22 protein-coding genes and 1 pseudogene are annotated in these 22402 nt (G+C 44.8%); 21 read left to right on the top strand and 2 right to left on the bottom strand.

Annotation, left to right across the window (positions count from 1 at the left end; genetic code table 11):
* Positions 1-93 precede the first annotated feature (93 nt).
* The 4 genes from dapD to C1G53_RS10460 are packed head-to-tail and all read left to right on the top strand — an operon-like array spanning position 94 to position 3173.
* Positions 94-792: a 2,3,4,5-tetrahydropyridine-2,6-dicarboxylate N-acetyltransferase gene (gene dapD, locus C1G53_RS10475; RefSeq protein WP_024376132.1), complete on the top strand. Its 699-nt coding sequence runs from the start codon at positions 94-96 to the stop codon at positions 790-792.
* Between the two features lie 9 nt (positions 793-801).
* Positions 802-1929 (top strand): N-acetyldiaminopimelate deacetylase, encoded by a 1128-nt coding sequence (locus C1G53_RS10470; protein WP_105118613.1) that lies wholly within the window; start codon positions 802-804, stop codon positions 1927-1929.
* Positions 1930-1969: 40 nt separating this feature from the next.
* Complete coding sequence (locus tag C1G53_RS10465) at positions 1970-2512, top strand: 5-formyltetrahydrofolate cyclo-ligase (protein ID WP_105118612.1); 543 nt, start codon at positions 1970-1972, stop codon at positions 2510-2512.
* Entirely contained in the window at positions 2496-3173 is a 678-nt protein-coding gene (locus tag C1G53_RS10460; RefSeq protein WP_105118611.1) for a rhomboid family intramembrane serine protease, read from the top strand. The genes C1G53_RS10465 and C1G53_RS10460 overlap by 17 nt, the downstream gene beginning before the upstream one ends.
* 25 nt (positions 3174-3198) lie before the next feature.
* On the opposite strand, the gene galU is transcribed toward C1G53_RS10460, so the two are convergent.
* Both galU and C1G53_RS10450 read right to left on the bottom strand, forming a co-directional pair.
* Positions 3199-4104 (bottom strand): UTP--glucose-1-phosphate uridylyltransferase GalU, encoded by a 906-nt coding sequence (galU, locus tag C1G53_RS10455; protein WP_105118610.1) that lies wholly within the window; start codon positions 4102-4104, stop codon positions 3199-3201.
* Between the two features lie 15 nt (positions 4105-4119).
* Complete coding sequence (locus tag C1G53_RS10450; protein WP_105113399.1) at positions 4120-5136, bottom strand: NAD(P)H-dependent glycerol-3-phosphate dehydrogenase; 1017 nt, start codon at positions 5134-5136, stop codon at positions 4120-4122.
* Positions 5137-5360: 224 nt separating this feature from the next.
* Here C1G53_RS10450 and C1G53_RS10445 point away from each other — a divergent pair, with 224 nt between their 5' ends.
* The 17 genes and pseudogenes from C1G53_RS10445 to gltX all read left to right on the top strand — a co-directional run bounded on the left by C1G53_RS10445 (position 5361) and on the right by gltX (position 22266).
* A complete protein-coding gene (locus tag C1G53_RS10445; protein ID WP_105118673.1) occupies positions 5361-5810 on the top strand; it encodes a MarR family winged helix-turn-helix transcriptional regulator in 450 nt (149 codons plus the stop codon).
* Positions 5803-7509: an ABC transporter ATP-binding protein gene (locus C1G53_RS10440; RefSeq protein WP_105118609.1), complete on the top strand. Its 1707-nt coding sequence runs from the start codon at positions 5803-5805 to the stop codon at positions 7507-7509. The genes C1G53_RS10445 and C1G53_RS10440 overlap by 8 nt, the downstream gene beginning before the upstream one ends.
* Positions 7510-9294 carry an ABC transporter ATP-binding protein gene (locus tag C1G53_RS10435; protein WP_105118608.1) on the top strand — a complete coding sequence of 595 codons (1785 nt, stop codon included), beginning with the start codon at positions 7510-7512 and terminating at the stop codon, positions 9292-9294.
* Positions 9295-9408: 114 nt separating this feature from the next.
* Positions 9409-10671 (top strand): S41 family peptidase, encoded by a 1263-nt coding sequence (locus tag C1G53_RS10430; RefSeq protein ID WP_105118607.1) that lies wholly within the window; start codon positions 9409-9411, stop codon positions 10669-10671.
* Positions 10672-10750: 79 nt separating this feature from the next.
* Positions 10751-11275: a hypothetical protein gene (locus tag C1G53_RS13195; protein ID WP_105118606.1), complete on the top strand. Its 525-nt coding sequence runs from the start codon at positions 10751-10753 to the stop codon at positions 11273-11275.
* Positions 11276-11339: 64 nt separating this feature from the next.
* The gene (locus C1G53_RS10420; protein ID WP_024386188.1) at positions 11340-11615 is read left to right on the top strand and encodes a helix-turn-helix transcriptional regulator; all 276 of its coding nucleotides are present in this window, start codon (positions 11340-11342) and stop codon (positions 11613-11615) included.
* Positions 11616-11640: 25 nt separating this feature from the next.
* Positions 11641-12630: a DUF3644 domain-containing protein gene (locus tag C1G53_RS10415; RefSeq protein ID WP_105118605.1), complete on the top strand. Its 990-nt coding sequence runs from the start codon at positions 11641-11643 to the stop codon at positions 12628-12630.
* Between the two features lie 342 nt (positions 12631-12972).
* Positions 12973-14103: pseudogene (locus C1G53_RS10410) on the top strand (tyrosine-type recombinase/integrase).
* Between the two features lie 96 nt (positions 14104-14199).
* Complete coding sequence (locus C1G53_RS10405) at positions 14200-14643, top strand: dUTP diphosphatase (RefSeq protein ID WP_105118604.1); 444 nt, start codon at positions 14200-14202, stop codon at positions 14641-14643.
* Positions 14644-15198, top strand: a complete 555-nt coding sequence (locus tag C1G53_RS10400) for a hypothetical protein (RefSeq protein ID WP_105113412.1) — start codon at positions 14644-14646, stop codon at positions 15196-15198.
* Positions 15185-16552 (top strand): DNA repair protein RadA, encoded by a 1368-nt coding sequence (gene radA / locus C1G53_RS10395; protein ID WP_024393368.1) that lies wholly within the window; start codon positions 15185-15187, stop codon positions 16550-16552. The genes C1G53_RS10400 and radA overlap by 14 nt, the downstream gene beginning before the upstream one ends.
* Before the next feature lie 123 nt (positions 16553-16675).
* The gene (locus C1G53_RS10390; RefSeq protein WP_105118603.1) at positions 16676-17170 is read left to right on the top strand and encodes a beta-class carbonic anhydrase; all 495 of its coding nucleotides are present in this window, start codon (positions 16676-16678) and stop codon (positions 17168-17170) included.
* Between the two features lie 200 nt (positions 17171-17370).
* Positions 17371-18126 (top strand): TIGR00266 family protein, encoded by a 756-nt coding sequence (locus C1G53_RS10385; protein WP_105118602.1) that lies wholly within the window; start codon positions 17371-17373, stop codon positions 18124-18126.
* 136 nt (positions 18127-18262) lie between these two features.
* Positions 18263-18709 (top strand): LytTR family DNA-binding domain-containing protein, encoded by a 447-nt coding sequence (locus tag C1G53_RS10380; RefSeq protein WP_105118601.1) that lies wholly within the window; start codon positions 18263-18265, stop codon positions 18707-18709.
* Between the two features lie 4 nt (positions 18710-18713).
* A complete protein-coding gene (locus C1G53_RS10375) occupies positions 18714-19373 on the top strand; it encodes a LiaF transmembrane domain-containing protein (RefSeq protein WP_105118600.1) in 660 nt (219 codons plus the stop codon).
* An 86-nt stretch (positions 19374-19459) separates the two neighbouring features.
* On the top strand, positions 19460-20740 hold the full coding sequence (locus tag C1G53_RS10370) for an MFS transporter (RefSeq protein ID WP_105118599.1): 1281 nt from the start codon (positions 19460-19462) through the stop codon (positions 20738-20740).
* A gap of 71 nt (positions 20741-20811) precedes the next feature.
* Positions 20812-22266 carry a glutamate--tRNA ligase gene (gltX, locus tag C1G53_RS10365; protein ID WP_105118598.1) on the top strand — a complete coding sequence of 485 codons (1455 nt, stop codon included), beginning with the start codon at positions 20812-20814 and terminating at the stop codon, positions 22264-22266.
* Positions 22267-22402 lie beyond the last annotated feature (136 nt).

Raw genomic sequence — 22402 nt, 5'->3', positions numbered from 1 at the left:
AGGTAAAACTTCTAATTTTTTTGTTTTTCATCATCAAATTTTCAGAAAATTTTGATATAATAGTAAAAATATTATTTTTAGATTGGAAACATTATGACTGCACAAAAAATGACTGCGCAAGAAATCATTGCTTTTATCGGTAATGCTGTGAAAAAGACCACTGTTAAAGTGACCTTTGAAGGAGAATTGGCAGGTCCTGTTCCTGCTGAAGTGACAAAGCTTGGCAATGTCCTCTTCGGTGACTGGAAGGACGTTGAGCCACTCTTGGCAAACTTGACTGAAAATGTGGACTACGTTGTAGAACAAGACGGCCGCAATTCAGCTGTGCCTTTGCTTGACAAACGTAACATTAACGCCCGTATCGAGCCAGGTGCCATTATTCGTGACCAAGTGACCATCGGCGACAATGCTGTTATCATGATGGGAGCGGTGATCAACATCGGTGCGGAAATCGGTCCAGGTACCATGATCGACATGGGTGCGATTTTGGGCGGACGTGCGACGGTTGGTAAGAACAGCCACATTGGTGCTGGTGCGGTCCTTGCGGGTGTCATCGAGCCAGCGTCTGCCGAGCCAGTTCGCGTTGGTGACAATGTCTTGGTCGGTGCCAATGCTGTTGTCATCGAGGGTGTGCAAATCGGTAGCGGCTCTGTTGTGGCAGCCGGTGCTATTGTAACTCAAGACGTCCCTGAAAACGTCGTGGTGGCAGGTGTACCAGCCCGCATCATCAAGGAAATCGACGCCCAAACCCAACAAAAAACAGCCTTGGAAGAGGCTTTGCGGACACTTTAAGAGGTAGCTATGCTAGATTTAATCGCGACACGCCGGGCCCTCCACCAGATTCCAGAGCTGGGCATGGAGGAGTTCAAGACCCACGCCTTTCTTATGGAAACGATTGAAGGTTTACTGCAAGATTGTACTTTTGCCCAAGTCCGCACTTGGAAGACTGGGATTTTGGTCTATCTGACAGGGACCGCTCCTGAAAAGACGGTTGGCTGGCGGGCGGATATTGACGGCCTACCGATCGTGGAGGAGACGGACCTGGACTTCAAGTCCCTCCACCCAGACAGGATGCACGCCTGTGGACATGATTTCCACATGACCATTGCCTTGGGGCTTTTGGAGAAAATGGCAGAGCAGCAACCGAGAAACAATCTGCTCTTCCTCTTTCAGCCTGCGGAGGAAAATCTAGCAGGAGGTATGCTCATGTATGAAGCGGGTGCTTTTGGGGATTGGTTGCCAGATGAATTTTATGGGCTCCATGTCCGACCAGACCTCAAAGTCGGTCAAATGGCCACCAACCGTGCGACCCTTTTTGCTGGGACCTGTGAAGTCAAGATACGGTTTACAGGAAAGGGTGGGCACGCAGCATTTCCCCATACGGCCAATGACGCCTTGGTGGCAGCTAGCTACTTTGTGACCCAGGTTCAGTCGGTGGTCAGCCGCAATGTCGACCCAATAGAGGGGGCTGTGGTCACCTTTGGCTCCATGCATGCTGGCACAACAAATAATGTCATTGCAGAAACGGCCTTCTTGCATGGCACCATTCGGGCTTTGACCCAGAGCATGAGTCTTCTGGTGCAAAAGCGGGTGCGGGAAGTGGCAGAAGGAATCGCCCTGTCCTTTGGAGTGGACCTGGACATCGAGCTCAATCCTAGCGGTTACTTGCCTGTGGAGAACAATCCCCAGCTGGCAGATGAACTGATGACCTATTTTGAACAGGTTGCTGGTGTGGAGATGATTGATTGTCCGCCTGCTATGACGGGTGAGGACTTTGGCTACCTGCTCAATAAGGTGCCGGGTGTTATGTTCTGGTTGGGTGTGGATACACCTTATCCCCTTCACAACCCTCGCCTCAGTCCCAAAGAGGAAGTGCTTCCTTTTGCTGTGGATAAGTTGAGTGATTTTTTGAAAATGAAAGCAAACTAGACTGGGTTTCCAGTCTTTTTCAGAATGAAAAGGAGTTTCTGTGGATAAAGCCAGTATTCGACGAGAAGCCTTGCAGAACTTGAAAGGCATGACTAGTAGTCAGAGAGCAAGATGGAGCCAGCAGCTGACGGAAAGGCTCCTTGCTTCTGCGGTCTATCAGAGCGCACAGTCGCTTGGGACCTACCTTTCCATGCCCCATGAGTTTGACACTTCTTACCTGATTGAGCAGGCTCAAAAGGATGGCAAGCAGATTTTCATCCCTAAGACCTATTCACAAGGGCGCATGGATTTTGTAGAATATAATCCTGATGATTTGGTGAAATCTAGGTTTGGAGTTTGGGAACCTGGGACTTATTCACAACCTGTGGATAAGTCTGTGATTAAGTTGGTCCATGTGCCCGGTTTAGCTTGGAACCATGCGGGTTTTCGAGTGGGCTATGGTGGTGGTTTTTATGATCGCTACCTAGTAGATTATCAGGGGAAAACGGCATCGACCTTGGCATACTTTCAAGTCTATGATTTCGAACCAGATCTATTTGATATTCCAGTAAAGGAGTTGTTGATTTTTGAAGAACTTTTTTGATAAGCGCTATCCTGTGACCAATGCCTTGTTGGCGGTTACGGCTCTTGTTTTTCTTTTGATACAGGTATTTCGATTTGGGCAGACGACGGCAGCTTATACAATTTTTGAGTTTGGTGGCATGTATGGCCAAGTGGTACGTTATGATCCAACTCAGTTGTGGCGCTTGATTTCCCCCATCTTTGTCCACATTGGCTGGGAACATTTTATCTTTAATAGCATCACCTTGCTTGGTTTGGGTTATCAATTAGAAGGACTGTTTGGAGCACGGCGCTTCTTCCTGCTGTATATCTTGTCTGGGATAATAGGAAATCTCTTCGTACTCTTCTTTACACCAGATGTAGTTGGTGCAGGTGCATCGACCTCGCTCTTTGGTCTTTTTGCTGCCATGGCACTCTTGAGGAAATTCAGTCGTAGTCCCTATCTGCAAGTTCTTGGTCAACGCTATATGGTCCTTTTGGGATTGAACTTGGTATTGGGACTTTTTAATCCAACCATCAGCATGGCAGGGCATATTGGAGGAGCTATTGGAGGTTGTTTGGTTGTGATGTTCCTTCCGCCTCTTATGGAAAAAAATCTCTTTACAGGAAAACAGATTTTCTACAGTTTCATTGGTTATTGGGGCTTGATTGCCGTGCTATTAGGTATATTTTATGTGATATAAGAAAAAACTAGCGGTTGCTAGTTTTTTACTTTTCTTCTTCAGTTTGGAATTGTTTAGCAAGGTCGATGATGTAGTCTTTCACATCATCTTTGACTTGTGGGTGGGTCAAGGCGTAGTCAATCGATGTTTTCATAAAGCCAAATTTATCTCCGACATCGTAGCGTTTTCCCGTGAATTCACGAGCAAATACACGCTGGGTTTTGTTGAGGGTGTCAATGGCATCTGTCAACTGAATTTCGTTGCCTGCACCTGGTTCTTGATTTTCTAATATTTTGAAGATTTCAGGAGTTAGCAAGTAGCGCCCGATAATGGCCAAATCAGACGGTGCATCTTCTGGTTTTGGTTTTTCCACAAAGGTTTCCACACTGTATAGGCCGTTGATACCTTCTCCATGCGGGGCAATGACACCGTATGAAGAAACTTCCTCATGAGGGACTGGCATAACTGCAAGTGTTGACGCATGGGTCGCTTCGTAGTCCTCAATCAGTTGTTTAGTGATTGGTTTAACGGTATCGTCTGTGATATCCATGAGGTCATCGCCCAACATAACAACGAACGGCTCGTTTCCAACAAAGGCCTTGGCCTGCAAGACTGCGTCTCCCAACCCTTTGGGATAGCTTTGGCGAATGAAGTGTAGGCGAATGGCTGTCGCATCATCAACCAATTTCAAGAGATCATTTTTTCCTTTTTCTTTGAGGTTGTACTCTAACTCAAAGTTTGAATCAAAGTGGTCCTCGATGGAACGTTTTGACTTGTTTGTTACGACCAAGATATCTTCGATACCGGAACGAAGGGCCTCTTCAAAGATAAATTGTAGGGTTGGTTTATCCACAATCGGCAACATCTCTTTGGCAAGCGCCTTAGTAGCAGGTAGGAAACGAGTCCCTAATCCAGCTGCTGGGATGACAGCTTTTCTAACTTTTTTTGTCATCGTATCTCCTTTTTATTAAGACCATTCATTCTCATGGCGGAATTCGCCGGACATGATATCTTTGATAGCGTCCTGAATGCTAGCTCCTTGGTAAATGACGCTGTAGATGGCTTGAGTGATTGGCATATAAACGCCCAATTCTTGTGCTAATTCGTAGGCTGCCTTGGTAGTAGAAATCCCTTCGATAACCATGCCCATGTTGGCTTCGATATCTTCCAGTTTTTCACCCTTACCAAGCAAATCACCAGCCCGCCAGTTGCGTGAGTGGACAGAGGTTCCTGTAACAATCAAGTCGCCGACACCAGACAGACCACTGTAGGTTAGGGGATTGGCTCCCATGGCAACCCCAAGGCGGGTAATCTCAGTTAAGCCACGGGCAATGATAGCTGCCTTGGCATTGTCACCGAATCCAAGACCATGAAGGGCTCCAGCACCAACAGCGATGATGTTTTTCAAAGCACCAGCTGTTTCTACCCCGATGACATCGTTGTTGGTGTAAAGTCGGAAGTAATGGTTGCTGAAGAGGTTTTGCACATAGCCAGCTGTTTCCAAGTCTTTTGAAGCTGCAGAAATCAAGGTCAAGTCACGGACGATGGTTTCTTCTGCATGGCTTGGTCCAGAAACCACAACGATTTCTGAACGGAGATCTGCAGGAATCTCTTCTTCCAAGACCTCAGATAAGCGTTTGTGGCTATCTGGTTCCAACCCTTTGGAAGCATGCATGACAACAACCTTGTGTTTAAGGGCTTGAGCAACTTGTTTGGCAACCAGACGGGTCACCTTGGTTGGAACAACAAAGAGGACAGCGTCAACTCCGTCTAGTGTTTCTGTCAAATCCTTGTAGCCTTTAATATTCTCATCTAAGACAATATCTTTAAAGTAGCGGGTATTGGTATGTTGTTCATTGATTTCGTCAATCTGTTCGGGAATATTTCCCCAAATGCGGACAGTATGACCGTTATCATTGAGAACCTGAGCCAGGGCAGTCCCCCATGAACCAGGTCCCAAGATAGCAATAGTTTGTTTGGTCATAGAAAATCCTTTCTAGTTGAGTTAATTTCTTTACTATTATACCATAAGCAAAAAATAAAAGCTTGCAAGTCATGTCAAATATTGCTTTGATAAAGAAAAATGTTTCTAGCAGGAAGTATGAAAACTGGCGCCATTTTCAGAAAATTGAAGATGAAATCATTGACAATAGTTCCCAAGAGAACTATAATAGTTCTCATGATAATTATTCTAGGAAAGGAGTTATCGTGGGACATACTATTGCAGATTTTCGGAACTTGCTCAATCAGATTGAACAAATTAGTGAAACTATTGCCAAAGAATACGATGTGGAGCACCTAGCTGGTCCACAGGGCTGGGCCTTGCGTTTCATCGCGGAGCGGTCAGACCTTGAAACCTTTGTCAAAGATATAGAAGTAGAATTGAAGATTTCCAAATCGGTTGCCAGCAATCTGGTCAAGAGAATGGAGAAAAATGGCTTTATCCAAGTCCTGCCTTCTCAGGTTGATAAACGTTATAAGCAGTTGGTTTTGACAGAGAAGGGACAAGGGAAAATCTGTCACCTGAAAGCCTTCCATGAAGAAATGCACCATTCTCTATTTTGGGGTATTCAAAAAGAAGAATTTGATTTGGTTAGACAAGTAGCCGATCAATTAAAAGAAAATATTCAACACTATAAGGAGAAGAAACATGTTTAAAGAAGCCATTTTACGCTATAAATGGTACGCCTTAGCATCGGTCTTGCTGACGTCGATTGTCGTAGCAACGACCTTAATGCAACCTAGTTATCTGCAGGATGTCTTGACAGCAGTCTTGGCCAATGACAAGGATGAAATTGTTCGTGTGGGCAAATTACTGCTGATTATTGCTGGAATTGGTCTTTTGGCAGGGCTTGTCAATACCATTTCAGCGGCTAAGATTTCACAAGGAGTATCTGCGGATATTCGTGAGAAGACCTTTCGGAAGATCCAAAGCTTCTCTTATGCCAATATCGAAGAGTTTAACGCTGGGAACTTGGTTGTTCGGATGACTAACGATGTCAATCAGATCCAGAACCTTGTCATGATGCTCTTCACAGTATTGATGCGTGTTCCGTTGCTGTTTGTCGGAGCCTTCATCATGGCGGTGCGGACCATGCCAGAACTCTGGTGGATGATTATTCTCATGGTGGTCTTGATTATGGCCATTATGGCAGTTGTCATGGGGCAAATGGGACCACGTTTTGGTAAATTCCAGTCCCTCATGGACAAGATGAACAGCATTGCCAAGGAAAACTTACGTGGGATCCGTGTGGTCAAGTCTTTTGTTCAGGAGAAAAATCAATACGCTAAATTCAAGGAGGTATCCAACGAACTCTTGGACCTCAACCTTTTTATCGGCTACGGTTTTTCTATTTTGCAACCTCTGATGATGTTGATTGCCTACATGGCGATTTTTGCATCGCTCTACTTGGTGTCCGGGATGTTGGAAACCAACTTGGAGGCAGTTGGTGGCTTTACTTCCTTTATGAGCTACCTCATGCAAATCATGTTTGCCATTATCATGACTAGCTTTATGGGTATGCAGGCTTCTCGTGCGGCGATTTCTATTAAGCGGATCAGCGAGGTCTTGGATACGGAGCCTGCTATGACCTTCAAGGATGTGGCAGATGAAGAATTGACTGGTAAGATTGTCTTTGACAATGTCAGCTTTACCTATCCACATGATACAGAGCCGACTTTGAAAAATATCTCATTTGAGATTGAGCCTGGGCAAATGGTCGGTGTGGTTGGTGCAACAGGTGCGGGTAAATCCACTCTTGCTCAGCTAATCCCACGTTTGTTTGACCCGCAAGAAGGAACGGTGTCCATCGGTGGTCGGGACTTGAAAGAAGTCAGCAAGAACACCCTGCGTGATACGGTATCGATTGTCTTGCAAAAGGCTATTCTCTTCTCGGGGACCATTGCAGACAACCTGCGTCAAGGGGCACCTGGTGCTGATTTGCAACGCTTGGAGCGGGCCGCAGGTATTGCCCAAGCCAAAGAATTTATCGACCGCTTGGATGATACCTATGAGAGCCAAGTAGAAGAACGTGGAAATAACTTCTCTGGTGGTCAGAAGCAGCGGATGTCCATTGCTCGTGGGGTGATTGGCGAGCCTAAGGTTTTGGTCTTGGATGACTCAACTTCTGCCCTGGATGCCAAGTCTGAGAAACTAGTCCAAGAGGCTCTCAACCATGATTTGAAGGGGACAACCACTGTCATTGTTGCCCAGAAGATTTCTTCTGTTGTCAAGGCTGATAAGATTTTGGTTCTTGACGAAGGTCGTCTGATCGGCCAAGGTACCCACGCCGAGTTGGTAGCTACGAATGATGTCTACCGTGAAATCTACGAAACACAGAAAGGGAGGGAGGAATAGATGAAGACGTTACGTTTTTTCTGGTTTTATTTCAAACGCTATAAACTGTCCTTTGCTGTGATTTTTCTAGCCATTGTGACAGCGACCTACTTGCAGGTTAAGACGCCTGTTTTCCTTGGAAATGCTATTGCGGAGATGGGGAAAATTGGGCAGGCTTACTTTATGGCCAATCAAGCTGGTCAGGCTGACTTTCAGCCAGACATGGCTGATTTTAACGGGGTTATGCTCAATCTTTTCTTTGCCTATGCGGCGACGGTTGTGGCTTCCTTGATTTACACCCTCCTCTTCACGCGTATCGTGGCTCATTCGACCAACCGTATGCGTAAGGGCTTGTTTGGCAAGCTGGAACGTTTGACAGTTGCCTTCTTTGATAGCCACAAGGACGGGGATATTCTTTCTCGCTTTACAAGTGATTTGGACAATATCCAAAACGCTTTTAACCAGTCCTTGACCCAAGTGGTGACCAACATCGCCCTTTATATTGGTATGGTCATCATGATGTTCCGTCAGGATACTCGCTTGGCCTTGGTGACCATTGCTTCAACGCCAGTTGCCTTGATTGCCTTGGTCCTTATCATCCGCCTATCACGGAAATATACGGATAAGCAACAGGCTGCGGTATCTAAGCTCAATGCCTACATGGACGAGAAAATTTCCGGACAAAAAGCGATTATTGTACAGGGGGTGCAGGAAGAGACGATTGATGGTTTCTTGGAACTCAATGAAGAAGTTCGCCGTACGACCTTCAAGGGACGCTTGTTTGGTGGTATTCTCTTTCCATTTATGAATGGGATGAGCTTGGTCAATACGGCCATTGTTATCTTTGCAGGCTCCAGCATTGTTCTCAATGATAGTTCGCTGGAAACAGCTGCCGCACTTGGTCTGGTAGTGACTTTTGTTCAGTATTCGCAACAGTATTACCAGCCAATCATGCAGGTTGCTGCCAGCTGGGCAGAATTGCAGCTAGCTTTCACAGGAGCTCATCGTATTCAGGAAATGTTTGATGAGCCTGAGGAAGTTCGTCCTCAAAACGCTCCGCTATTTACCGAATTAAAAGAAGGTGTTGAAATCAAGGACATCGACTTTGGCTATCTGCCGGGTCAGAAGGTCTTGGACAAGGTGTCTATCTCTGCTCCTAAGGGTAAAATGGTGGCAGTCGTTGGTCCGACGGGATCTGGTAAGACTACCATTATGAACTTGATTAACCGCTTCTACGATGTCAATGGTGGTAGCGTGGCTTTTGACGGTCGTGATATTCGGGAATATGACTTGGATAGCTTGCGGGATAAGGTCGGTATCGTTTTGCAGGAGTCGGTGCTATTCTCGGGTACTATTGCGGACAATATCCGCTTCGGTGATGAGAGCATATCGCAGGAAATGGTGGAAACCGCAGCTCGTGCCACCCATATCCACGATTTTATCATGAGCTTGCCAGAGGGCTATGAAACCTTTGTGACCGATGATGAGAATGTCTTCTCAACAGGTCAGAAACAGCTGATTTCCATTGCCCGTACGCTTTTGACAGATCCACAAGTCTTGATTTTGGACGAAGCAACCTCAAACGTTGATACCGTAACGGAAGCCAAAATTCAAAAGGCCATGGAGGCCATTATCGCAGGACGGACCAGCTTCGTCATTGCCCACCGCCTCAAAACCATCCTCAATGCAGATGAAATCATCGTCCTCAAAGATGGAAAAGTAATCGAGCAAGGCAACCATAGCCAGCTTCTTAAACAGGGCGGCTTCTACGCCGAACTCTACCACAACCAGTTTGTGTTTGAATAGGGAAGATAGAAAAAGGTCTCAACAGGCCTTTTTTTGTTTCAGACTTTTCCAGTCTTGACATCAGCCTGGCGACAGATTATACTGAAATAAACTTATATTTTGAAGGAGCTACTCATGACCCAATTAGAGATATTTGATACGATTGTAGGCATCATGCAGGAAGATTCGTCTACTAAAAAGGACAAAAAGGGGGCGGATCCGACTCCTTATCGTGACCAGTTACTGACAGACTTGCCCAAAGAAGACTTTATCTATCTGGTTCGGACTTACTTAGCTAGCTTTGGTGTGCTGGGTCATATCTGGTACCATTCCCCTGTCGCACCAAGATTGGGTGCTTTCCTGCGTCGGCATGAAGATTCCCTCTATGTGCTAGACAGTGATAGTGGCAACGGTCTTGAGGTGGGCGACCGCATTATCGCCATAGGTGGTCAACCTCTTGACCAAGTTTATCAGGAGCACCAAGCCTTTTTTGTCAGTCCGACGCCTGAGCGACAGTACATGGAGTGGGCTTATTTGGTCAAAAAAGCAGAGCAGGTCAGTCTTTTTCGTAATGGTCAGTTCTTGCAAGTAGAGATTGGAGATTGTCAAGATTCAGCAGAGCAGGGAGCATTTGCTTGGAACTGGCTAGACGACCATACTCTCTATATGAAAATGGAGAACTTTTATGACGAAGAGAAAATTGGACAGCTCTATACCCAGATAGAGCCTCTGTTGCCCATGGTAAAAAACTTGATTATTGATGTCCGTGTCAACAGTGGTGGCAGTGATTCACTCTATTGGCCCTTGTTCAAATATGCCTTGCCAGCAGGGAAATCCTACAAAGATATGGTGACGGATGAGGCAGGCATGGAGATTCTCTATACACCGACAAATGTTGCTCACCGACGTAAGTTGTTCGAGCAGGATTTGCGGGATCCTCATCTTTCAGCAGAAAGTCGAGCCTTTACAGAAAGTTTGTTGGCAGACTTGGAAGTACATCAGGGTGCTGGCTTTGTCTGTGCAGATGACGAGGAAGATTACTTGGCAGAATATAGAGGACTTGAAGGTGGACCGAATAAGATTTATATCTTGTCAGATGTTCGTTGTGCCTCTTCAGGAGATAATTTTGTCCAAACCTTTAAACCACTTCCAAAAGTCACAGTGGTTGGGCGGGCGACCTTGGGTATCTTAGATTATTCCAACTGCTGTTTTGCAGAATTTGGCGACGATTACCTGATGTATCCGACCTCACGTAGTTTGGAAATTGATAAGGGAAATGGGATGACAGATAGAGGCGTTGAGCCAGATATTTACATTCCCTGGACACCTGAGCATTTGGAAAGAGATGTAGACTTGGACTATGTTTTGAAACTGATTCAAACCAGCGAGATCTTCTAGTTTATAGTAGTAACACCTGTTTGTCAGGTGTTTTTTGCTAAATATCGCAGGCTTTTGCGAATTAGTGTATAATAGACCTATGAAAAGACAGAGCGTTCGAGTTGAATTATTTCCCCTGAAAAAGGAAGAAATCCTTGCCTACTTAGATGACAAGGGGATTTTGGTAAATGATTATTTCAAGACCTACCTAGCCCAGTCTGCATATCAAGTAGTGGAGGAGCAGCAAGAGTGCTTGGTTGAGATTGTCAGCCTGGTTGATATGGGGTTTGATAGGGAAGCAACTGCTCCTCAGATAGAGGAGAGAGCCGTGGAGAGGGGTTATCAACTACCACCAGCTCCTCTGGGAGTTTATCTTCGGTTGGCCTTGTTGGAACAGGAAGTCAGCCAGGATACTGTACTCTCCAAAGGGAAATCACCAGACGGAGCCATTTGCCTGCTGTCGCCTCAGTTGGAAGAAGAATTCTCCTTCCCACGTAGTGTCTATCTTCGCAAGGTTGACCAAGACTTGTGGCTACGTGCAGCCCGCTTTGATGACGAGTATGCCTTTCCCTTAACAACACTTTTTGCATTTGTGACGAAAAGTGCGAATGAATACTATGAATAAAAAGAAGAAAATGATGTATGATACATTGCTAATAAGAAATACATAATAAAGAAAGTGTGAAAATATGGATGAATTAATGCAACAAATGGCTGATAAATTCGGTGACATGGTCCAGGCTGTAATCATTGAAAAAACAAAAGTCATTGATATTGATCAGACATTGCCCCTGGAACTTAACCAAAAACAATTGGCAACTTTGCTCGGTTGTTCTACAAGTCGCTTGCATGAATTTATTTATCGGAAAGATTTCCCCAAGATTGATAGAGGCCGAGGAAGAAGATTAGCCTTCCCAAGAGATGCCGTACGGGAATGGTATAACAACAATTGGCATAAACTGTAATATAAACCAAATAGAAAGGAAATATATGGAGAATTTAAGTAAAAGGTTGGTTGATAAAAGTGTTGAAGCTTTCATTATGGGTCTTGAAATTTATAATAAACCAACGATTAAGTATCGAATTGAGGGCTTTAGTTTCTTTATTTGTAACGCCTGGGAGTTGATGTTAAAGGCTCATATCATTAATAATGACAGTGAGGAAGCTATCTACTTTAAGGACAGCAAAGACCGAACTATCTCATTGGAAAATGCAGTAGAAACAGTATTTCCAGATAAACATGGATCGTTGAGAAAAAACCTTGTCCAAATTATTGAACTTAGGAACACCAGTACTCACTTTATAACAGAAGATTACGAACATATCTATGCCCCGTTGTTTCAAGCTTGTGTGTCTAATTACATTTCTAAAATGCAAGAGTTCCACCAGGAAGATATTACTAAACAAATCGCACAAAATTTCCTGACTCTATCTGTTCGTATTGACCAACTTAATCAAGAAGAAATTAGAGCTAAGTATTCTCCAAAAATGGCAGAACGTTTACTATCTGAACAAGCAAAGATTGAAAGCGAGATATCTGCTAGCAATTCTGATTATGCTATTCCAGTAGAAACACGATTCTACATTACTAAGCGAAAACAAGATGCTGATTTGGTAGTTAAGTTTGATAATGGTGCTGAAACAAGTGTCAGTATACTTCGGGAAATTAAAGATCCAAATGCAATCTATCCATTAACTACTAAAGAAGTTATCAAAATTGTTAATAAGCGTTTAAAATCCAAAGGAATTTTATTAACAAAAATAGTAGGTGGTGAAAAGCAAAAAAGGCCATTTACAACAAACGACCTACAACTATTTAATGCATTTTACGATATTAAGAAAGACGAACGCTACTGCTACCATTATAAAATTGGCAATCGTTATAGCTACGCTCCCGCTTTCTGTGATTTTATCGTTGAAGAGATTGAACGAAGCCCTGAAGCATTCGTAGAAAACTTGAAAAAGAAGACAAAAAAATAAGATAACCCCAGGCATATGTGAATTCTCGTCCATTGACTTACTCCCATTCGGGAACACAACGTTAATCCTTCGCAAGTTATCTTGTTAATTATATTATACCACGCGCGTGGAAAATGTAAAGTATTTTGTTAGCTAACTAATAAGCTACCTTTGTCAAAGAACCCTAAAAAACAGCTTTAAATCAGCGATAATCGCATTTTTACCCTTAATCATATAAATTACTGACTTACCCAAGACAAACGAGAATAGGGCTATTCTCGTAAGCCTACGCATGATATAAACCTAAAACATTCTAAAATCTTTTTAATAATAGCTTGCCTGCTGATGGAAAGGTTTATAATCATGAAGATTATTGAAGTAACAAAAAAAGACGGTAGCATTGTTTACCGTGCAAGTGTCTATCTTGGGGTAGATGCCATTACTGGCAAGAAAGTAAAAACTAGCGTAACAGGTAGGACAAAAACAGAAGTTAAAACAGAAAGCAAAGCACGCGCCGATTGAGTTTGCCAAAAATGGTTCAACGGTAAAAAAGGAAGTAGAAGTAAAAATCTATCGAGAATTAGCTGACCTTTGGCTAGAAAGTTACAAGCTAACAGTAAAGCCTCAGACTTTTGTAGTAACCAAAAGGCAACTATATAACCACCTTATTCCAATATTTGGAGGAATGAAACTAGATAAGATAGTACCAGCCACTATTCAGCAGTTTGTTAATGGTCTGGCTCCTAAGTTGGTAAATTTTAAAGCTATTCATTCAATCAATAATAGAATTTTACAACATGGGGTACTGTTGCAAGTTCTGGCCACAAATCCAGCTCGTGATGTTATCTTACCCAAAAAGCAGAAAAAGGGACGTGAGGCGGTCAGGTTTATCGAACCTGAACACCTAAAACAGTTTCTTGATCATGCTGAACAATTAGCAAGTATTACCAATATGTTATTTTTAAGTTATTACTGGCCACTGGTTGCCGTATTGGTGAATTGTCTGCCCTGGAGTGGTCTGATATTGACCTAGAAGCCGGCACAATATCAATCAGTAAAACCTATAGCATGGAACTGCATATAATCGGGACAACAAAGACAAAGGCAGGTACTCGTATCATCAGCATAGACAAAAAAACAGCTCTCTTATTGAAACAATATCGAAACCGCCAACGCTTGATGTTTCTTGAGCTCGGCGCGTGCGCTCCCTCTGTTGTCTTTGCTACAACGGTTAGGGAATACCTCCCACGGATTTCACTGCAAGAAATTATAAACCGTCGGTGTAAGGCCTTGGATACTCCTCGCTTTATTTGTCACGCATTCCGCCATACTCACGCTAGTTTACTGTTAAACGCTGGTATTAGTTACAAGGAACTCCAATATCGTCTTGGACACTCTAACATTTCAATGACCTTAGACACTTATGGGCACCTATCCAAAGATAAAGAAAAAGAGGCAGTTTCATATTATGAAAAAGCCATAAATAGTCTCTAGGTGTACAAAATGGTCCACAAATTACAAAAACAACTTTTCACAAGGTGCTAGAAACCTTATTAAATCACCATTTGAAAGGAAAATCGAAAAAATATTATGAAAATCCGTGGATTCGAACTGGTTAGCCAGTTTACAGATGAAAACTTATTACCAAAACGTGAGACCGCTCATGCAGCAGGTTATGACCTGAAAGCTGCGGAGACCGTCAGCTTGGAGCCAGGTGAGATTAAGTTGGTGCCGACTGGTGTTAAGGCCTATATGCAGGCCAACGAAGTCCTCTATCTCTACGACCGCTCGTCCAACCCTCGCAAGAAGGGCTTGGTCCTGATTAACTCAGTTGGAGTTATTGACGGCGACTACTATGGCAGTCCAGCCAATGAAGGCCACATCTTTGCCCAAATGCGAAACATCACCGAGGAAACCGTCGTGGTGGAAGCTGGCGAGCGGATCGTACAGGCTGTTTTTGCCCCCTTCCTTTTGGCTGACGGCGACCAGGCCGACGGTGTTCGGACGGGCGGATTTGGCTCGACGGGGAAATAAATGAAGGATAAACTGAGTTCTTATTTCGGTGTTGGAACAATAGGCGACTATTCCATTATGGTGGATAGGAAAACATACCAACATTATTACATCACTAAGACAAACCCAGACGGTGTAAAACCGAATTATAAAGCTCCTGCGGGATTGATACTCTTGGCAACTACAGTCATCAGACAGTTGGATACAAAAGGATACCAGGCAAATTTCCTAGTCTTACTGTTTTACTATCTTCTTGGTTACCTTGCGGCAGTAGCTTTTTTGCGTCGATTTAAGTCTTTAGAAATAGAGATTGAGGTTTATCATTTTGAGAGCCCCGAGCAATTTGAAGCGTTCGTCAAGTCAAGCGTTGCTCATGCCAATACCATTTTATACTTTGTAGTTGGTTTTGGACTTGCGACAGGAATAACAGGCATTCTCTATTTTATAACGCATTCTTTTTTGTTCTTGTTCATGTCTCCCTCATTTTCATGGTGTATGTTCCTATTGCTACAATTAGAGCCAATCAAAAGAAGACTTTTTCTTGCTAAACTAGAAAAGGAGAATTACCATCGCTAAGAAAAAAACAACCTTTGTCTGTCAATCCTGCGAGTACCACTCGCCCAAGTATCTGGGCCGTTGCCCCAACTGTGGCTCCTGGTCCTCCTTTGTCGAGGAAGTGGAAGTTGCGGAAGTCAAAAATGAGCGGGTCAGCCTGACAGGTGAGAAGACCCGTCCGATGAAGCTCAATGAAGTGTCCTCCATTCAAGTGGCTCGCACCAAGACCAACATGGAGGAGTTCAACCGCGTCCTCGGTGGTGGAGTGGTGCCGGGCAGTCTAGTTCTCATTGGAGGCGATCCAGGGATTGGCAAGTCCACCTTGCTCCTGCAAGTATCGACCCAACTTTCGACTATTGGCACAGTCCTCTATGTGTCGGGGGAAGAGTCTGCCCAGCAGATTAAGCTCCGTGCCGAGCGTTTGGGCGACATTGACAGCGAGTTCTATCTCTATGCGGAGACCAATATGCAGAGCATTCGGACCGAGATTGAGAAAATCAAGCCAGATTTCCTGATTATCGATTCAATCCAGACCATCATGAGTCCGGACATCTCCAGCGTGCAAGGCTCTGTCAGTCAGGTCCGTGAAGTGACCAATGAGCTCATGCAGATTGCCAAGACCAACAATATCGCAACCTTTATCGTCGGCCACATGACCAAGGAAGGTACCCTGGCTGGACCGCGGACCTTGGAGCACATGGTGGATACCGTCCTCTATTTTGAGGGCGAGCGGCAGCACACCTTCCGTATCTTGCGGGCGGTCAAAAACCGCTTTGGCTCTACCAACGAAATCGGCATTTTTGAAATGCAATCGCAGGGCTTGGTCGAAGTTCTCAATCCCAGTGAGGTCTTTCTGGAAGAGCGTCTGGACGGGGCGACTGGCTCGGCGATTGTCGTGACCATGGAGGGTACCCGCCCCATTCTTGCGGAAGTGCAGGCTCTGGTGACGCCGACCATGTTTGGCAATGCCAAGCGGACCACGACAGGCTTGGACTTCAACCGTGCCAGCTTGATTATGGCGGTTTTGGAAAAACGGGCAGGCCTGCTTCTTCAAAACCAAGACGCCTACCTCAAGTCAGCAGGCGGTGTCAAACTGGATGAGCCAGCTATTGACCTGGCAGTCGCAGTTGCCCTTGCCTCCAGTTACAAGGACAAGCCAACCAACCCACAAGAGTGCTTTATAGGCGAAATTGGTCTGACAGGGGAAATCCGCCGCGTCAATCGGATTGAACAACGGATTAACGAAGCCGCCAAATTGGGCTTTACCAAGGTCTATGCCCCCAAAAATTCCCTGACAGGTATCAAGGTGCCCAAGGAAATCACGGTTATCGGCGTGACCACCATTGGCGAAGTCTTGCAGAAAGTATTCAACTGATAAAATCATTCGGGAGTGACAGCTAGTCGCTCCTCTTTTTGCGACAAATGGTCGGGAATGTGATAAGCTAGGTCTAACTTATTTCTGAAAATTTCAGAAATTCTCATCAGACAAGGAGGTCCTATGTCTTATTTTCAAAATTTTATGAAGGCCAACAAGGCCTATGTTGACCTGCATGGTACCTATCACCTGCCGCTTAAGCCCAAAACCAAGGTGGCTATCGTGACCTGTATGGACTCACGGCTTCACGTGGCGCAGGCCTTGGGCTTGGCTCTGGGTGATGCCCACATTCTGCGGAATGCAGGTGGGCGCGTGACGGAAGACATGATTCGTTCGCTTGTCATTTCCCAGCAGCAACTTGGTACGCGGGAAATCGTGGTGCTCCACCATACAGACTGCGGTGCCCAGACCTTTACCAATGAGGACTTTGCGGTCCAACTCAAGCGAGATTTGGGAGTGGATGTGGTTGGTCAGGACTTTCTTCCTTTTACAGACATTGAAGAAAGCGTGCGGGAGGATATTGCTCTCTTAAAACAATCTCCGCTCATACCTGACGACGTTGAAATTTCAGGGGCTATTTATGATGTGGATACGGGCCGTATGACAGAGGTTATATGATGACAGGAGGAATCTAATTGTTTGGATTCCTTTATTTTTTTACAAAGATACTTGACAGGGTTTAGTTTAAGTTGTAGAATTGTGTTATAGAAACAATACAAAAGGAGTTAATAATGATTTGGTTTGTTTTAGCTTGTTTTTGGTTTATTATAGCAATCCTGTGGTTAACAGGTACATTTCGTAAAAAATAGGAGGCAACTATGTCAGACAACCGTATGAAATACACAATCGACAGCAATATGCAATTTCCTTTAGTGGAAATCGCCTTAGAAGCTGGGGAATCAGCTTATATTCAACAGGGAAGCATGGTCTACCATACGCCGAGCGTGACCTTGAATACCAAGCTTAATGCCCGTGGAGGCTCTGGTTTTGGTAAGCTCATAGGTGCCATTGGTCGTTCTATGGTATCAGGTGAGTCCATGTTTATCACGCAAGCCATTTCCAATAGTGATGATGGGAAGATTGCTCTTGCTCCATCAACTCCGGGGCAGGTCATTGCCTTGGAACTTGGGGCTGAACAATACCGCCTTAATGATGGCGCATTTCTTGCCCTTGATGGTTCAGCTCAGTATAAGATGGAACGCCAAAGTGTTGGTCGTGCCTTCTTTGGTGGTCAGGGTGGCCTCTTTGTTATGACGACTGAGGGTAAGGGTACCCTCTTGGCAAATGCTTTCGGGTCGATTAAGAAGATTGAATTGGATGGCGGGAGTATTACCATTGATAATGCCCATGTGGTAGCTTGGAGCCGTGACCTCAACTACGATATTCACATGGAAAATGGTTTCCTACAATCCATTGGTACTGGCGAAGGGATTGTTAATACCTTCTCTGGCTATGGGGAAATCTATGTGCAGAGTTTGAATATTGAAACCTTTGCTCAAGTTATCGGTAGCCATATCGTAACAGGTGGTGATGGTGGAGGAGGTAGTACATCTCTTCTTGATGCGATTTTCTAATACTCAACCAGCTACGGCTGGTTTTTTGAGTGTCCAATTATACCACTTACTGGCATTTTTTGACCACTTGCTGAAATGCCCTTGCAAAATTCGAGTAAGTTGATATAATAAAACCAGAAAAAGCAAAGGAGGTCTTATGAAAGTTCGGATTGAATTAGATGATAGCTTAGAGCAAGTCGAAGTGATTATCAGAAGTAGCCAACTAGGACCGGAGTTGGAACGCATCCAGCAGGCTTTGCAACAGGTTAGCCGTCCCTCGCTTGTCTTTTACAAAGGAACCAGTGAATATTTCTTGAAACTAGAAGACCTGCTCTTTTTTGAAACGGATGGAACCAAGATGATGGGGCATACCAGGGATGATGCCTATGAAGTCAAGATGAAACTCTATGAACTGGAAGACTGCCTCCCTGCTTATTTTTGTCGGGTTTCCAAGTCAACCATTGCCAATAGCAAGGCCGTTTATTCACTAGACAAATCCTTTTCAGGAACTAGTCGGATTTCCTTCTATCAGACCCACAAGGAAGTCCACGTGTCGCGGCATTATTATCATTTATTAAAAGAAAAGTTACGAGAAGTGAGGTAGAGAGATGAAAAAATATGGTTTAGGGATTGCCCTGCTGGTCCTAGCAGTCTTGGTCCTAGTTAGGGATTCACTGGGTTTGCATTTGGCTCTGCCATTTTGGACAACAGTCTGGTTTGTTTTAACCTTTGTGACTGGTTTTCACCGCTTGGTGAAGCTGGATTGGCTTGCCAGTATCTTTTGTTTCGGTCTGGCTTTTATAGCGGTGAACTCAGTTTATGATTGGGTGGAGTTTGGGACATGGAACATGGTTCTGTCACTTGTCCTGCTCTGCCTTGGCTTGAAACTGATTTTTAAACCGAAGAAGCGTAGACCGGCTCATGGAGTTGGTACAGGGGTGATTGGTGACAAGGGTCGGGAAATAGCTTTCGGCTCCTCTACTCGCTACATTCATGAGGAAAATTTTATCCAGGATAGTGTGGAAGTGGCCTTTGGCTCTAGTATGGTTTATTTTGATCAGGCGATTATTCTGGGAGATAAGGCTGAATTTCATATAGATGCAGCTTTCTCATCAGTTAATCTTTATCTGCCGGCAAATTGGCAGGCGGTCGTGGAGCTAGATAGCTCCATGTCTGCTGTCAATAACTATGCAACTGGTATGGGAGAAAAGATGCTGCATATCACAGGAGATATGGCCTTCTCCACTTTGAATATCTATTACACCTAGAGTGAACAGAGAGCAGTCTATCTAGGCTCTCCTGCAGAATAAAAAGTCAGAATATTCCGAAAATTAACCAAAAGAAAGGGATTATCATGAAAAAGATTTTGAAAAATGCTACTTACCTATGGGTACTGACTGCGGATATGTTGTCCAATTTTGGCGATGTGGTCTATTATCTGGCCCTAATGAACTATGTTTTGTTGGTACCCAACAGTCGTCTGGCTCTGGCGATTGTGACCTTTTCGGAAATTTTCCCTAGCTTTATGGGGCTCTTTACAGGCTATCTGGCAGACAAGACGGTCAACAAAATCGGCACTATCAAGCTGACCCTTCTCTTTCGTGTTGTACTCTACCTCATCCTCGGCTTCTGCATGGGCTTTGAGCCAGCCCTCTGGATTGTCGTGGTGGCTGCAACTTTCAATGTCTTTGCAGACTTCGCTGGCTTCTATGAAAACGGCCTCTATACACCTCTGGGATTACGCGTAGCGCCCAAGGAAGAGCGGGAGCAGTACTCGGCCTTTCGCCAGACCGTGACCAGCCTCCTCAACATCGCCTTTCAGGCCCTCTCTGCCCTCTTGGTCGGCCTCCTCTCCTACCAAAACCTGGCCTTTCTCAACGCCGGCACCTTTTTAGCCTCCCTCCTCATCATGCAGCTGCTGACGCCAGCCTTTCGCAAACTCCTGACGGAGCAGCCTTTGAAAATAGCAGAGCAGCCGAGCCAGACTGAGCAAAAAACCAAGGGACCGGGCATTTTAGCTTCTTTCAAGCAAGCCATCGTGGAGCTGCGCAAGATTCCCGAGTTCCGTCTGGTCCTGATTACCAGCCCCCTTATCAATGCCTGCGGAGCTATTCTCTATCCTATTCTGGTCCTGCTGATTAGCGAAGACCCAGCCCTCGTCTTCCTCAATGTTCAAACAACTCTTGCCCTGACTATTCTGATCTTCTTTGTTGGCAATATCTTGGGTTCAACCTTGGTCTTTAGCCTCTTCAAAAAGACCAGCATGGTGACGCTGGAAGTGGCAGCCACTTTCTCTCTACTTGGCGTGTTTGTCGGAATGTTGCTACATCAACTGCCAATTATTTTCTTCTTCCTTACCACAATGGGGATTAGTTCAGGAGCTAGTGGACCTAAGTTTAATGCTAAGTTTGTCAATTCTATGCCAGAGGAGCAGTTGGCGACCATTGGCGGAGCGGTATCAACCTATTTTATGCTAGGTCAAGCTTTTACTCGACTACTGGTATCAGGTCTGGTCTTGGTGCTAACAGTAGATCAGATTAGCGGTCTTTTCCTAGCTGCAACTGGTTTGTTAGTCCTCTATGTCCTCTACTGGCTGGCACGCAACCAAAAAACACCTCAAAATCAGTCTGTTTAGACTGATTTTTCTGTTATCTGGGGGTGTTCTATGCTATAATGTTCTTGATTGAAATTTTACAGGAGAGAAACATGACCAAACCAATTCGTGTGCGTTACGCACCAAGTCCAACGGGACTTTTGCATATCGGAAATGCTCGTACTGCATTGTTTAACTATCTTTTTGCTCGTCATCACGGCGGTACTTTCCTTATTCGTATCGAGGACACAGACCGCAAGCGCCATGTGGAAGACGGAGAGCGTTCTCAGCTGGAAAACCTGCGTTGGTTGGGTATTGATTGGGATGAAAGTCCAGAAACCCATGAGCAATACCGCCAGTCTGAGCGTTTGGACATTTACCAGAAGTATGTGGATGAGCTCTTGGCAGAAGGCAAGGCCTACAAGTCTTACGTGACCGAAGAAGAGTTGGCGGCGGAGCGTGAGCGTCAGGAAGCTGCAGGCGAAACACCTCGCTACATCAACGAATACCTTGGCATGTCTGAGGATGAAAAAACGGCCTACATCGCAGAGCGTGAGGCGGCTGGCATTGTCCCAACTGTTCGCTTGGCTGTCAATGAAGCTGGTATCTACAAGTGGAATGACATGGTTAAGGGTGAAATCGAGTTTGAAGGTGGCAACATCGGTGGCGACTGGGTTATCCAGAAACGCGACGGTTACCCAACCTACAACTTTGCCGTAGTTATTGACGATCATTTGATGGAAATCTCACACGTTATCCGTGGGGATGACCACATTGCCAATACACCCAAGCAGCTCATGGTCTATGAAGCACTTGGTTGGGAAGCGCCAGAATTTGGTCACATGACTTTGATTATCAACTCTGAAACTGGTAAAAAGTTGTCTAAACGTGACACCAACACCCTTCAGTTTATCGAGGACTACCGTCGTAAAGGCTATATGCCGGAGGCTGTTTTCAACTTTATCGGTCTCTTGGGTTGGAACCCGGGTGGTGAGGAAGAGATCTTCTCCCGTGAGCAATTTATCCAACTCTTCGATGAGAACCGTCTCAGCAAGTCACCCGCTGCCTTTGACCAGAAGAAAATGGACTGGATGAGCAATGAGTACATCAAAAATGCTGATTTGGAAACTATTTTCAATCTTGCTAAACCATTCTTGGAAGAGGCTGGTCGCTTGACAGACAAGGCAGAAAAATTGGTGGAACTCTACAAGCCACAGATGTCATCTGCGGATGAAATCGTTGGTTTGACAGACCTTTTCTTCTCTGATTTCCCAGAATTGACGGATGAGGAAAAAGAAGTCATGGCAGGTGAAACTGTTCCGACTGTCCTCAATGCTCTTAAGGAAAAATTGGAAGCCATGACGGACGAAGATTTCCAACCAGATAATATCTTCCCACAAATTAAGGCTGTTCAAAAAGAAACAGGCATCAAGGGCAAAAACCTCTTCATGCCAATCCGTATCGCCGTTTCAGGCGAAATGCATGGACCAGAGTTGCCAAATACCATTTACCTACTCGGCCGTGAAAAATCTATCCAGCATATTGAGAATATGTTGAAGAGTTTGTAATGAACAAATCCCCACTGTCATATTGATATACTCCCCTTATAGTGGACAGTGAAAAAACAAAAATTTTCACTAGAAACTATAAAGGGAGTTTTATTATGTCCAAAAGAAGTCCAAAGTCTGTCTCTGAGAAACTAGA

The organism is Streptococcus suis, from assembly GCF_002960445.1.
GTDB lineage: Bacteria > Bacillota > Bacilli > Lactobacillales > Streptococcaceae > Streptococcus > Streptococcus hyiners.
The sequence above is the reverse complement of the archived record's forward strand: the minus strand, read 5'-3'. Positions and strand labels throughout refer to the sequence as shown.